A 13,416-nucleotide genomic window follows, 5' to 3' on the forward strand; every position below is an offset into this window, starting at 1 on the left:
TCAGATTGTTGCAGTCAAAATTGCCTGCAGCCGCGCCGCGATGCCCGTAACAGGGAGCACCTCGACGGCTGCATTGAGCGCCACTGCGGCCTTGGGCATGCCGTAGACCGCACAACTTTTCTGGTCCTGGGCGATGGTATGGCAGCCGCTGTCGCGCAGCGCTTTCAGGCCTGCGGCGCCATCGCGCCCCATGCCCGTCAACAGCACACCGATGGCCCGACCCGGCCAATGCTTGACGACGCTGTGGAAGAACATGTCTACCGAGGGCCGGTAGACGTCACTCGGCGAACCGCTGGCGTAGCCCAGCGTGTCGCCGCCCTTCAATACCAGATGCTTGTTGCTGCCGGCCAGCAGCACTTCCCCGCGACGCGGCTGGTCGCCCTCCGCCGCCAGGCGCACCTTGAGCAAGCACTGCTGCTGCAGCCACTCGGCCATGCCGGGGGCGAAGGCCTCATCAATGTGCTGCACGATCACCATGGCGCCGGCAAACTCGCGCGGCACCGCCTTCAAGACCATCGCCAACGCGGCCGGTCCACCGGCCGACGCGCCCACCGCCACCAGCGGCACCACGCCGTCCACCGGCGCGGCATGCGCCACGACGGCAGCAGCCTTCGGCCGCGGCGGCGGCGCCACCGCTTCGGGCGGCAGGCGGCCGAGGTTATCGATCTTCTCGATCAGGGCGGCGGCGTCACGCTTGCCGGCCGCGCCGATCAGGGCCGGCGTCTGCGTGGCGTCCAGCGCGCCGCAGCCCAGCGCCTCATAAATCTTGCCCGCGCTGGTGCCCATGTCGGAGGTCACTACCAGAATCGGGCAGGGCGTGTCCTGCATGATGCGGCGGGTCGCCTCGACGCCGTCCATCCTGGGCATCAACAGATCCATCAGCACCACGTCGGGCAGCTGCCAGGCGCACATCTGCACGGCTTCCTCGCCGTCGCGCGCAATCCAGATCAGTTCATGCCTGCCGGTCTCGGCGATCACCCGGCGCAGCACTTCCACCATCATCGGTGTGTCGTTGACGATGCCTATCCTCACGATGAAGCGTCTCCAATCAAGTCCGCGACGGCCTGCAGGAGGCTCTCGTCGTGGAAACTGCTCTTGGTGAAATAATGGTCGGCGCCGGCTTCGAGGCCGCGCTGCCGGTCTTCCTCCCGGTCCTTGTAGGACACGATCATCACCGGCAGCGACTGCAGGCTGGGCGCGCCGCGAATCAGCGTGACCAGCTCGATGCCGTCCATGCGCGGCATGTCGATGTCGGTAATGACCAGATCAAATCGTTCGGTGCGCACTGCGTTCCAGCCGTCCATGCCATCCACCGCGACGGTCACCTGGTAGCCGCGATTGGTCAGCAGCTTGCGCTCCAGTTCGCGCACGGTGAGCGAGTCGTCCACCACCAGCACCTTCTTGCGCACCTCGGCGGCAGACTGCACGCCGCCGCCCTGATGCACCGATTCCAAGCTGCCGGACGAAGTCAGCTTTTCCACCGAACGCACCATGTCGGCCACGTCCAGGATCAGCAGCGGCTCGCCGTCCTCCATCAGGGCGCCGGCCAACACATCGGGAATCTTGCCCAGGCGCGCGTCCAGCGGCTGCACCACCAGCATGCGCTCGCCCAGGAAGGCGTCCACCGCCAGGCCGTAGGTATGTTCATGATCGCCGATCACCACCACGCACACGCCGCCGTCGCGCTCGCGCCATTCCCCCTTTTGCAGGATCTGGTGCGCACTGACCAGGCCGACCTGGCGGCCGTCGTGCGTGAAGTGCTGGTAACCCTCCAGCGTCTGCAGCGCGTCGGTCTGCAGGCGCAGCGTGCGATTCACGTAGGCCAGCGGGAACGCGTACGGCTCGCCGCCGATCTCCACCAACAGGCTACGGATCACCGACAGCGTCAGCGGCAGCTGCATCAAAAAGCGCGTGCCCTGCCCCGGTTTTGTGGTGATGCGAATGGTGCCGCGCACCTGCTTGAGCATGTCGGCCACCACGTCCAGTCCGACACCGCGCCCGGAGATCTCGGTCACGGTATCGCGCAGGCTGAAGCTGGGCAGCAGCAGGAATTCCAGCAGCTCGGCCTCGGACAGGCGCGCCGCCGTCTCTTCATTGGAGAGCTTGCGCTGCACCACCGCGCGGCGTACCTGCTCCAGGTCGATGCCGCCGCCGTCGTCGGAGACTTCAATCAACAACATGCCAGCGCTGTGACGCGCCTCCAAGCGCACCAGCCCCTGCTCGGGCTTGCCGGCGGCCGCGCGCGCGGCGGCGCTTTCAATGCCATGGTCGACCGCGTTGCGCAGCAGGTGGCCGATGGGCGCATCCAGTTTTTCCAGGATGTCGCGGTCGATCTGCGTGGCGTTGCCGGAAATCTCCAGGCGAACCGGCTTGCCCAAGGCGTTGCCGACGTCGCGCACCATGCGCGCGAAACCGCCGGTGCCATCGGCGAAGGGCCGCATGCGGCAAGCCAACGCCTCGTCATACAGTCGCTGCGACAGATTCACCGAGCGGCGGTCGAACGCTTCCAGCTCGTTTAACTGGTCGCCCAGCAGGTGCTGGCCCTGCTGCATCAACGTGCGCAGCTCGGCCAGCGCGGCATGCGACAATTCGTCGGCGCTGGAGGCCGACAGCTTTTGCTGCAGCAGGTCGAGCGCCTGCATCGCCTCGCGCTGTACGCGTTTCATGCGCAGCATGCCGGCCGAGAATGGCTTCAGGCGGCGCGATTCGACCAGCGACTCGCCCGACAGGCTCAGCAATCGGTCCAGACTCTCGGCACTTACGCGCACGGCGCGCGAAGAGCTTGCCGGCAAGCCCGGGCCGGCATGCGCCGCCGGGGCCGGACTCTTGGCGTGTTCAGGTTCAGCGTGCGCAGCGACGGGCGCAGCGGCAGCCGGCTCGGCCGACACCGCCGGTGACGGCGGCGCCGAGGGCGCGCTCGCGACTGGCGCCACGGGCGCCTGCTCGGCAGCCGGTGCAGGCGTCGTCGCCCCCGGCCACGGCGGCGCTTCGCCGCCGCTCATTACCGCCGCCAGTCCCGCCATGAAGGCGGCCACCTCGGTACTGCCGGCGTGGTCGGCCCAGGCCTCGTCGCCGTCCGGCGGACTGGCGATGCGGCCCAGCAGGTCGGCGCCGCGCAGCAGCACGTCGATGTGTTTTTTCTCCAGCGCCAGCTTGCCCTGCTGGGCCAGTACGAAGCAGTCTTCCAGCACGTGCGCGATCTTCACGGCGGTGTCCAGGCCAACGATGCGGGCTGCGCCCTTGAGCGAATGGCCGGCGCGCATGCAGGCTTCCAGGTGTTCGGGCTGGGCGGGATTGTTCTCCAGCTCGAGCAGGCTGGTGTTAAGCAACTGGATCTGGCTTTCCGCCTCAAAGCGGAACAGATCCAGCATGGACATCTGGCTCAGGTCGGGCGTACTCATGTCATGCTCCGATTGAGCGCGTAGAACAGCAGGTCATGGTCGAGCAGGCCGACCTTGCGGCCGCGCCAGTCCACCAGACCGCGGGTGTACTGGGTGGCGGCGTGGGCCAGCGTGGTGGGCGTGGCGCTGAGCGCTTCGTCGTGATAGCGGTGCACGCCGGCCACTTCATCGACCGGGAACACCAGCGTCTGTCCTTCGTGCATGGCCACCAGCAGATGCTGTGCGGCGGGCTTGGCGCCGCCGTCGTCGATCTGGAACAACCGCGCCAGCGACACGCAGATGCGCAGGCCGCCGCGAATATTGAGCACGCCCAGGATGGCGCGATTGCGCTGGTGCGGCAGCGAATGGATGGCGCGCGCGCCGGCCACCTCGTTGACCACGCCGGTGGACAGCGCCAGCCATTCCTCGCCGATGCGAAACACCAGGGCGGAGTCGTCGCGAGTCAAATCCCGTACGTCCCCTTCCTGGAACGCCACCGGCGGCAGCTGCGCCTGTTCGCGCGCCAGGGCTTCGGAGGCCGAGACGCGGTCCAGCACGTACAGGACGCCGTCGGGATGCTTGTTGTCAGCCATGTGCGTTCTCCCGCGGCTTGCCCGCCTTTTCCGCACGCTCGGCGCGCTGGCGCATGGTCTGCGCGCCGGCGACGTCGCCTTGCGCCTGTAACAGCGCGGCCAGGTGCAGCAGCGCCTCGTGGTGCGCCGGCTGCAGATACACCGCCTTGCGGTAGCAGCGCTGGGCAGCAGTGACGTCGCCGCCCGCGTCCTGGATCAGTCCCATCAGATAAAAGGCATCGGCGCTGGCGCCATGCTCCCGCACGGCCTGCTCGCACAACTCGCCTGCCTGCGCGAAATCGCCCTGGTCCGCCAAGCGGCGGGCACGATCGAGCAGCAATTGAGGAACATGCACCTCGGTGGTTGCCGCGGCGGCCGGCGCGCTGCGCCGAGTCGGTGCGGCCACCGGGCGCGGCGGCACAGGCGGCGCCGAAGCCGGCGCCAGCATGATAGCCGGCAGCGGCGCAACCGCGGCGGCGGCCACCGGCCGGTCTTCCGGCAGGCGCTTGCGGAAACCGAAGGCCAGCGGGATACCCGCCGACGCCAGGCGCGGGCTGAGCATGATGCCGCCCTCGGCCGGGCCGACGAAGATATAGGCGTCGTCCTTCATCAGGTGTTCCAGCAGATCCACCACCTGCAGCTGCACTTCGCGCTCGAAGTAAATCAGCACGTTGCGGCACAGGATGAAATCGTAAGGTGCGCTGCCGCGCATGAAATCCGGCGTGAGCAGGTTGCCGGCCGAGAAGCGCACCTGCTCCTTGACGCGGTCGTCGATACGCCAGTCGCCATCCTGTACGGTGAAATAGGCATCGCGGAACGCCAGGTCGCGGCCGCGGAAGGAATTGCGGCCGTAGATGCCGTCGGCGGCGATCTCCAGCGAGCGGGTGCGGATGTCGACCGCGTCGACGCGGAACATGGATGCCGGCACGCCGGCATCGAACAAGGCCATGGCCAGCGAATACGGTTCTTCGCCGGTGGAGCACGGCAGGCTCAGGATGCGGATCTGGCCGGCCGGCATCGACGCCAGCTTTTCGCGCGCCATGCGCGCCACCGCCGACATCGCCTCGCGGTCGCGGAAGAACCAGGTCTCGGGCACCACCGCCAGCTCGGTCAGGCGCTGCAGTTCTGCGCCGGAAGTGATCAGCTCGGCCAGATAGCGTTCATCATCCTCGATCTCCAGCGCGGCCATGCGCTCGCGCACCACGCGTTCGATCAGGCTGGAACCGACGGTAGCCATGTCCAGGCCCATGGAGGCCTTGAGGGTGTCGGCGATGCGGTCGAGCGCCTTCATGCGCCCTCCTCAGGCGCCTGTGGTGCAACACCGGCGACATCGGCAATATCGGGATAGAGCAAGGCGCGGGTGGCGTCGTCCAGCAACTCATCCACCTTGACCCATTGCAGCAGGCCGTCGTGATGGTGCATCACCGGCCCCAGGTAGCGGGCCTCATCGTTGGAGATGCCGGAGTTGAGGAAATCATCGGGATCGCAACGCAGCGTGGAGGCCGCCTGCTCCAGCACCAGGCCCAGCAGCTCGGACGAACGACCGGCCGGCGCGTAGTGCACCAGCACCACGCGCGTGCTCAGCCGCAGCGCGGAAGGCTGTCCCTGGGCCAGGTGGGTCAGGTCGATCACCGGCACATGGCGGCTACCGTGGGACAGCAAGCCGCGCACCCAGGGCGGCGTGCCTGGCACCTGCTTGCATTGCGCCAGCGGCAGCACCACTGCCACGTCCGACGCCTGCAGGGCGTAACGGTCGCGGCCGATGCTAAACAGCAGGAACAGTTTCTGGGTCATGGCGATAAGGTATCCGGCGCGTTGACGGCGCTCTGGGTGCGGGTCGGGATCAGCCCGCCACCTTGAAGCGCGACACGCCGTTGCGCAGCTCGTTGGACACCACGGTCAATTCTTCGATGGCCTGGCTGGACTGCTGCAGCGACTCCACGGTCTGCTGCGCGGCCTCGGACAATTGCACCAGCGCCTGGTTGATCTGCTCGGCGCTGTTGGCCTGGGCCTGCATGCCTTCGTTGACCATCTGGAAGCGCGGCGCCAGCGCCTGCACCTGGGCGATGATCTGCGACAGCTGGCCGCCGGCGTTCTGCACTTCCTGCATGCCGCGACGCACCTGATCGGAGAACTTGTCCATGCCCATCACGCCGGCCGCCACGGCCGACTGGATTTCCTTGACCATCACTTCGATGTCGTAGGTCGCCACCGCGGTCTGGTCGGCCAGGCGGCGGATTTCAGTGGCCACCACCGAGAAGCCGCGCCCGTGTTCGCCAGCCTTCTCGGCTTCGATTGCGGCGTTCAGCGACAGCAGGTTGGTCTGGTCGGCCACCTTGGTGATGGTGGTCACCACCTGGTTGATGTTGCCGGCCTTCTCGTTCAGGATCGCCAGCTTGGCGCTGACCGAGCCGGCCGCGTCCATTACGCTCTGCATGGTGTCTTCCATGCGTGTCAGGCCGGCCTGGCCGTTGCCGGCCAGGTTGGAAGTCTGCTCGGACACGACCGACACTTCGCTCATGGTACGCACCAGATCGCGCGAAGTGGCGAAGATCTCGCGCGAGGTTGCGCCAATCTCGGTGGTGGTGGCGGCGGTCTCGGCAGCGGTAGCCTGCTGCTGCTTGGAGGTGGCGGCGATTTCGGTCACCGAGGTGGCGACCTGCGCCGAGGATTTCTGCGCCTGCCCCACCAGCGTGGTGAGGTCGTCGGTCATGCGGTTGAAGCCGGCGCCGAGATGGCCGAATTCGTCGTTGCTGTCGAGCTGCAGGCGGCGCGAGAAATCGCCGGAGCGCATGATGTCGAGGATGCCCATCAGTTTTTGCAACGGCTCGTTGATCGCGCGCATCAGGAAGAAGCCGCACACCAGCGCCGCCAGGAGCGCCGCCATCAGCGACACCAGCATGGCGAACTGGGCCGAGGTGACCGAATCGCTGATGTTGGCGGCGGCATCGTCGGCGATGGCCTTGTTCTTTTCCACCATGCGTTGGGTCAGTTGATAGGCCAAGCGCCATTGCGGGCGAATCTGTTCATTGAAGATCCTGTCGACCGCGCCTTCCTGGCTGAAGTCCATCTTCAGCACCTCGGTCACCATGGCGCGATACTTCTGGCGCGCTTCTTTGAAGTCGGTGAACAGCTTGCGGTCTTCGTCGCTGAAGACGGTTTTGTCGTAGTCTTCCTGCAGGCGGTCCAGGCGCTCGCCGTTACGACGCAGCAGCGCGATGTTGCCCTGGCGCTCGGCGTCGGTCTTGTCGATCTGGGCGATCTGTTGGCCCATCAGCAGGTTCTCGTACCAGGCAGCATTGATCATCGTGCTGTAGTAGAGGCCGGGTGTGGAATCCTTGCGCAGGCTGGTAGCGCTCTTTTCGATGCGGGACAGGTTGAAGGCCGAGATCCCGGCCATCAGCGCCATCAGAATGAGAATGAGCGTGAAGCTTCCCAGTATGCGTTGCTTGATCGTCCAGTTCTTCATGCGCAGGCTTTCTTGGTTTTGGTGTGCATTGATACGCTGAGCGTGTGCCGGCGGCCGGGTTGCACGTTCCAGGCGCTGCCGGAGCAATCATCCGGCTAGCAAATCACTGAGATTATGATCGAAACAATTCCATATGACCATCTTCCCCGCGCCCAGCCTGACATTTGCTTTTTAACAACATCTCGCCAACAGCGCCATCAATGCCTCGCCCCTAATAAAAAACGGCGTCCCGCAAGGAACGCCGTCCGATGAGCTGCCCGCTGCCGGGCTTCAAGCCGGGTCAGATCAAACCGGCATGGGCTTGTTGTCGTTGAGGTCGAGGAAGCCCTTGATCAGGCGATAGGCCTTCCAGATCCAAGCCAGCGTCCACACCAGGATGGCCAGCGGGATGCCCACTACCGTCACCCAGACCAGGCCGCCGGCGAACATCCAGAACAGATACCACCAGAACGAGCGGATCTGCCAGCGATGGTGGCTGTGCACGAAGGTGTCGCGGGCGTCGTCGCGCTTGATGTAGTTCACGATCAGCGGCAGCCACGACAGCATGCCCAGCGAGAACGCCAGGCAGATGCCGTGGAAGATATAGAGCCAGCGGGCCAGCTCCTTGGCCGATTGGGTCTTGTCGTCGAACACCAGTTCCTGGCTCATTGGGTCTCCTGTCTGTGGCAAAAGTCTGCGGCAAACATCAGCCGAGCAGATTCAAGATGCCGTCCAGACCGACAAAATTCAAGCCCACGTTGGCCTGCGCGCGCACCACCGGCTTGGCGCGGAAGGCCACCGACAGGCCGGAAATGCCCATCATCTTCAGGTCGTTGGCGCCGTCGCCCATGACGATGGCCTGCGACGGCTGCGCGCCGATCTCGCGGCACACGCGCTCCACGGTCAGGCGCTTTTCCTCGGCATTGACGATGCCGCCGACCACGCGGCCGGTCAGCTTGCCGTCCGCCACTTCCAGCGTATTGGAGTGGGTGTAGTCCAGGCCCAGGCGGGTCTTCATGCGGTCGGTGAAGAAGGTGAAGCCGCCCGACACCAAGAGCGTCTTCAGGCCGGCGGCCTGAATCGCCTTGAGCATGTGTTGCGCCCCTGGGGACAACTGCAGGCGCTCGTCGTAGACGCGCTGCAGGGCCGCGGCGTCCAGCCCCGTCAACAGCGCCACGCGGCGCGTCAGGCTTTCGTTGAATTCGATCTCGCCACGCATGGCGGCTTCGGTGATCTCGGCCACTTGCGGCTTCAGGCCCTGCATGTCGGCGATCTCGTCGATGCATTCGATGGTGATCAGGGTCGAGTCCATGTCCATCGCCACCAGCTTGAAATCGGCCAGCTTGCGCGCGGGATCGACGAAGGCGTAGTCCACCTTGGCGGCCAGGCTGGCGGCATCCACCCTCGCCTTGAGGTCGTCGCTGCTGGTGACGCCGGTCACGCGCCAGGCGTCGGCGTCGGGCACGCGGGTGTCGGCCAGCTTCTCGGCGGCGCCGCCGGCCAGTGCGGCGATGGCGTCGATGGCGGACTGGGAAACGGCGGTGCTCTTCAGGGCTTGCAGGATCAGGTTCATGTTCTTTTCTTGGTTGCTACTTTGAAAGGGTGGAATTCGTTGGCGCAACTGAGTGCTTCAGCGCCTCAGCCGCCCAGCGCCTTCATGATCGCCTTGACCTGCTGCACGCGGGCATTCAGGTCGGGCATGTTGGCGCTGATGCGCAGCTTGTCCTGGCCGTTGAGCTTGACTTGGCGATTCTTCTGCACCAGCTCGATGATGCGCATGGCGTCAATCGGCGGATTGGGCACGAACTGCATCAACGCCGCCTCGGAGTGGGCGTCGATCTTGCTGATGCCCAGCGGCTTGGCGGCGATGCGCAGGCGGTGCGTCTCGATCAGCGAACGAGCCGGCTCGGGCAGCTTGCCGAAGCGGTCGATCAGTTCTTCCTGCAACGCGTCGATGGCGTCGGCCTTCTCGCAGTTGGCGAAGCGCTTGTACAGCGACAGGCGCTCATGCACGTCGCCGCAATAGTCATTGGGCAGCAGCGCCGGCACGTGCAGGTTGATTTCGGTGGTGGACGCCAGCGGCGCGGCCAGGTCGGGCTCCTTGCCGTTCTTCAGCGCCCTGACCGCTTCGTTCAGCATGTCGGAATACATCTGGAAACCGATCTCGTGGATCTCGCCCGACTGGTGGTCGCCCAGCACCTCGCCGGCGCCGCGAATTTCCAGGTCGTGCATGGCGAGATAGAAGCCGCTGCCCAGCTCCTCCATCTGCTGGATCGCCTCCAGCCGGCGCTGCGCCTGCTTGGACAGGCCCTGCACGTCCTGCACCAGCAGGTAGGCGTAGGCCTGGTGGTGCGAGCGACCGACGCGGCCGCGCAGCTGGTGCAGCTGCGCCAGGCCGAACTTGTCGGCGCGGTGCATGATGATGGTGTTGGCGGTCGGCACGTCGATGCCGGTCTCGATGATGGTGGTGCACAGGAGGATGTTGAAGCGCTGCGCCACGAAGTCGCGCATCACCTTTTCCAGGTCGCGCTCATGCATCTGGCCGTGCGCCACGGCGATGCGCGCCTCCGGCAGCAAGGCCTCCAGCGCCGCCTTGCGGTTGGCGATGGTTTCCACCTCGTTGTGCAGGAAGTACACCTGGCCGCCGCGCTTCAATTCGCGCAGGCAGGCTTCGCGGATGGTCGATTCGCTCTCGGCGCGCACGAAGGTCTTGATCGCCAGACGCTTTTGCGGCGCGGTGGCGATCACCGAGAAATCGCGCAGGCCTTCCAGCGCCATCCCAAGCGTGCGCGGGATCGGCGTGGCGGTCAGCGTCAGCACGTCGACCTCGGCGCGCAGCGACTTCAGCGCCTCCTTCTGGCGCACGCCGAAGCGGTGTTCTTCGTCGATGATGACCAAGCCCAGGCGTGAGAACTTGACCTCGTCGGAGAGCAGCTTGTGGGTGCCGATGACGATGTCGATAGTACCGTCGCCCAGGCCCTTGATGGCTTGCGTGACTTCCTTGCCGGTGCGGAATCGCGACAGCTCGGCGATCTTCACGGGCCAGTTGGCGAAACGGTCGGCGAAGGTCTGCGCGTGCTGCTCGGCCAGCAGCGTGGTCGGCGCCAGGATCGCCACCTGCTTGCCGCCCATCACGGCGACGAAGGCCGCGCGCAGCGCCACCTCGGTCTTGCCGAAGCCGACGTCGCCGCAGATCAGGCGGTCCATCGGCTTGCCGCCGGTCATGTCCTTGATCACCGAATTGATGGCGGCGGCCTGGTCGGCGGTCTCTTCAAAACCGAAGCTGTCTGCGAAGGCTTCGTAGTCGTGCGCCGAATACTGGAAGGCATGCCCCTGGCGCAGCGCGCGGCGCGCATACAGGTTCAGCAGCTCGGCGGCCGTATCGCGCACCTGCTGCGCGGCCTTGCGCTTGGCCTTTTCCCACTGGCCCGAGCCCAGCGCATGCAGCGGCGCGTCTTCCGGCGAGGCGCCGGAGTAGCGCGAGATCACATGCAGCTGCGACACCGGCACGTAGAGCTTGGTCTCCTTGGCGTATTCCAGATGCAGGAACTCGGTCTCGCCCTCGCCCAGGTCCATGCTGATCAGGCCCATGTAGCGGCCAATGCCGTGGCTGGAGTGCACCACCGGGTCGCCGATCTTCAGCTCCGAAAGGTCGCGCACCATGTACTCGACGTCGGTGGCAGCCTGCTGCTTGCGGCTGCCGGCGCGACGGCCGGTGCCGGCGTACAGCTCGGTCTCGGTGATGAACACCAGGCCTTCGTCCTGCAGCGCAAAACCGGCGTGCAGCGGCGCCACGCCCAGCATCAGCTGTTCACCGTGGCCGCGGAAGCCCTGCCAGTCTTCGCACAGGACCGGGTGCAGGTCGTATTCGGCGAAGTACTGCTGCAGGGTCTCGCGCCGGCCGTTGGTCTCGGCGCAGATCAGCACGCGCTTGTCGGTCTGCAGCAGGAAGGAACGCAGGTTGGCCAGCGGATCCTCGATGCGGCGGTTGACGGCGATGTTGGGCAGCGGCGCCGACACCTCGGAAGGCGCGTCGTCGCCCTTCAGGATCCAGCGCGCGTGCGGCTTCAGCAGCGTGAAGAAATCCTCGTCGTCGAGGTAGATCGCCTTGGGCTCCAGCACCGGCCGCTCGCGGTCGGCGTTGAGGAATTTCCAGCGCGACTGGGTATCGCTCCAGAAGCGCTTGATGGCCTGCTCGATATCGCCGACGGTGGCGAACATCGCGCTCTCGAGCAAATACTGGAACAGCGTCGCGGTCTCTTCGAAGAACAACGGCAGGTAATACTCGATGCCGGCCGAGGCAATGCCGTTGCCGATGTCCTTGTAGATAGCGGTGCGCGACGGGTCGCCCTCGAACACCTCGCGCCAGCGGTTGCGGAAGGCCAGCCGCGCGGCCTCGTCCATCGGGAATTCGCGCCCCGGCAGCAGGCGCACTTCCGGCACCGGATAGAGCGAGCGCTGGGTGTCGGCGTCGAAGGTGCGGATGGTTTCCACGGTGTCGCCGAACAGGTCGAGGCGGTACGGCAGCACCGACCCCATTGGGAAGATATCGATCAGGCCGCCGCGCACCGAGTATTCGCCGGGCGACATCACCTGGCCGACATGGCTGTAACCGGCCAGCGTGAGCTGCGACTTGAGCTTGCCCTCGTCGAGTTTCTCGCCCTGCTTGAAGAAGAAGGTGTAGGCCGCCAGGAATTGCGGCGGCGCCATGCGCAACAAGGCGGTGGTGGCCGGCACGATCAGCAGGTCGCATTGCCCGCTCTGCACTTCGTACAGCGTGGCCAGGCGCTCGGAGACCAGGTCCTGGTGCGGCGAGAAGGCGTCGTAGGGCAAGGTTTCCCAGTCGGGCAGCAGGTGGCAGCGCAGCTTGTCTTCATCCTTGCCGCCGTCGGGCTGGAACCACGGGATTTCGGACAGCAGGCGCTGGGCGTCGGTGGCGCCGGCCACGACCACGGCCAGCATGCGGCCTTGCTTCTTGAGCTCCAGCGCCGCTTGCGCCAGCAGCCAGGCGTCGGCCGAACCGTGCACTGCGGGAGGCACGAAACGCACGCCGGGCTTGGGAAGGGATTTTTTCAGGTCAAAGGACATCGGGTGTTGGGGATGCGGCCAATGCGGGCGTCATTGCGAACGGCATCGCAGGCGACATCACGGGTAAATCGACGCCGCTTGCCTTGAATTGGCATTAAAATTCAGCCTCTCATTATAAACGATGCCCTCGTCGCGGGCCGCCCCGGACCGCCCTCGGCAGGGGCCCGCAGACCGCAATCCCGCCCGTATGAACCAACCGGCCTCCCCTTCTTGCGCCGCGGCCGCGCCGCAACGTTTCGCCCTGATCCCGGCCGCCGGCGTCGGCGCGCGCATGGGCGCCAAGATTCCCAAGCAGTACATGACCCTGGCCGGCAAGCCCATGCTGCACCATGCGCTGGAAACCTTCGCTGCGCATCCGCGCATTGCGCGCACCTTCGTGGTGGTCAGCGCCGGCGACGGCTGGATCGACGAGCTGCTCACGCCCGAACTGGCGCAGCGCATCAGCGTGCTGCGCGTGGGCGGCGCCACACGCCAGGAAAGCGTGCTGAACGGCTTGAATGAAATGCGCGCCGCCGCCACGGTCGGCGACGACGACTGGGTGCTGGTGCATGACGCCGCGCGCCCCGGCCTGAACGCCGAACTGATCGACCGCCTGCTCGACACGCTGGCCGAGGACGCCGTCGGCGGCCTGCTGGCCCTGCCGGTGGTCGACACGCTCAAGCGCGGGGACGATGCCCAGCGTTCGCAGGAAACCGTATCCCGCGCCGGCCTGTGGGCCGCGCAAACGCCTCAGATGTTCCGCTACGCGCTGCTGCAGCGCGCACTGGGCGAAGCCGCAGCGCAGGGCCGCATCGGCGCCATCACCGACGACGCCAGCGCCATCGAAATGCTGGGCCTGCAACCGCGCCTGGTCGAGGGCAGCCCGCGCAATCTCAAGGTCACGCTGGCGCAAGACGCCGCGCTGGCCGAATTCTTCCTGAAAGGCTGA

10 protein-coding genes are annotated in these 13,416 nt (G+C 66.2%); 1 reads left to right on the top strand and 9 read right to left on the bottom strand.

The genetic code is table 11. From position 1 onward, the window contains the following. The 9 genes from J8I26_RS16225 to mfd form a co-directional block, all read right to left on the bottom strand. Positions 1 to 1,032, bottom strand: coding sequence for a chemotaxis response regulator protein-glutamate methylesterase (locus J8I26_RS16225; RefSeq protein WP_209608147.1), 1,032 nt, complete (start codon positions 1,030 to 1,032; stop codon positions 1 to 3). Beyond that, positions 1,029 to 3,401, bottom strand: a complete 2,373-nt coding sequence (locus J8I26_RS16230; RefSeq protein WP_209608148.1) for a hybrid sensor histidine kinase/response regulator — start codon at positions 3,399 to 3,401, stop codon at positions 1,029 to 1,031. The genes J8I26_RS16225 and J8I26_RS16230 overlap by 4 nt, the downstream gene beginning before the upstream one ends. Further along, positions 3,398 to 3,973: a chemotaxis protein CheW gene (locus J8I26_RS16235; RefSeq protein ID WP_209608149.1), complete on the bottom strand. Its 576-nt coding sequence runs from the start codon at positions 3,971 to 3,973 to the stop codon at positions 3,398 to 3,400. The genes J8I26_RS16230 and J8I26_RS16235 overlap by 4 nt, the downstream gene beginning before the upstream one ends. Further along, a complete protein-coding gene (locus J8I26_RS16240; protein WP_209608150.1) occupies positions 3,966 to 5,243 on the bottom strand; it encodes a protein-glutamate O-methyltransferase CheR in 1,278 nt (425 codons plus the stop codon). Before J8I26_RS16240 ends, J8I26_RS16235 begins: the two co-directional genes overlap by 8 nt. Then, entirely contained in the window at positions 5,240 to 5,746 is a 507-nt protein-coding gene (locus tag J8I26_RS16245) for a chemotaxis protein CheW (RefSeq protein WP_209608151.1), read from the bottom strand. The genes J8I26_RS16240 and J8I26_RS16245 overlap by 4 nt, the downstream gene beginning before the upstream one ends. Before the next feature lie 49 nt (positions 5,747 to 5,795). Beyond that, positions 5,796 to 7,421 carry a methyl-accepting chemotaxis protein gene (locus tag J8I26_RS16250; RefSeq protein ID WP_209608152.1) on the bottom strand — a complete coding sequence of 542 codons (1,626 nt, stop codon included), beginning with the start codon at positions 7,419 to 7,421 and terminating at the stop codon, positions 5,796 to 5,798. 285 nt (positions 7,422 to 7,706) lie between these two features. Further along, a complete protein-coding gene (locus J8I26_RS16255; protein WP_209608153.1) occupies positions 7,707 to 8,069 on the bottom strand; it encodes a hypothetical protein in 363 nt (120 codons plus the stop codon). Between the two features lie 37 nt (positions 8,070 to 8,106). Beyond that, positions 8,107 to 8,973, bottom strand: coding sequence for a phosphoserine phosphatase SerB (gene serB / locus J8I26_RS16260; RefSeq protein ID WP_209608154.1), 867 nt, complete (start codon positions 8,971 to 8,973; stop codon positions 8,107 to 8,109). Between the two features lie 65 nt (positions 8,974 to 9,038). Beyond that, positions 9,039 to 12,488 carry a transcription-repair coupling factor gene (gene mfd, locus J8I26_RS16265; protein WP_209608155.1) on the bottom strand — a complete coding sequence of 1,150 codons (3,450 nt, stop codon included), beginning with the start codon at positions 12,486 to 12,488 and terminating at the stop codon, positions 9,039 to 9,041. A 187-nt stretch (positions 12,489 to 12,675) separates the two neighbouring features. On the opposite strand from mfd, the gene ispD reads away from it, so the two are divergent. Next, on the top strand, positions 12,676 to 13,416 hold the full coding sequence (gene ispD, locus J8I26_RS16270) for a 2-C-methyl-D-erythritol 4-phosphate cytidylyltransferase (RefSeq protein WP_209608156.1): 741 nt from the start codon (positions 12,676 to 12,678) through the stop codon (positions 13,414 to 13,416).

Source organism: Herbaspirillum sp. LeCh32-8 (assembly GCF_017814915.1).
Lineage (GTDB): Bacteria > Pseudomonadota > Gammaproteobacteria > Burkholderiales > Burkholderiaceae_D > Herbaspirillum.